Annotated in this window: 1 pseudogene; it reads right to left on the bottom strand. The window is 61.9% G+C overall.

What is annotated here, in order from left to right:
* Positions 1–263, bottom strand: a pseudogene (locus EN852_RS40335) (AraC family transcriptional regulator); the annotation flags it as partial.
* Between the last annotated feature and the right edge of the window lie 18 nt (positions 264–281).

The following is a 281-nucleotide window of genomic DNA, read 5'->3' as shown; positions in this document are numbered from 1 at the left end:
GCCAGTTCGGCAGCCCGACCTTTCGCGCCGGTCGCCAGGCCGATCAGATCCACGATCGTGTCCGTCGCGTGCGTGATCAGATCCGCCGAGGCAAGCGGGCTGCCGCTTTCAAGAAGCAGGCAATAGCGTTTGAGAAGATCGAGGGCTTCGCTGTCGGCGCCGATCTTCAACCCCAGCCTGTCATCGATCTGCGGGAAGGCACGCAGGAGGATCGCGCGTGGGATCACCACATTCGTCCAGACATTGCTGTCGGCACCGGTCATTTTCAGAGCTTCCGATGC

Origin of the sequence: Mesorhizobium sp. M2E.F.Ca.ET.209.01.1.1 (assembly GCF_004010375.2) — a bacterium.
In the GTDB taxonomy this organism is placed as follows: Bacteria; Pseudomonadota; Alphaproteobacteria; order Rhizobiales; family Rhizobiaceae; genus Mesorhizobium.
This window is presented reverse-complemented; position numbering and strand designations above follow the sequence as displayed.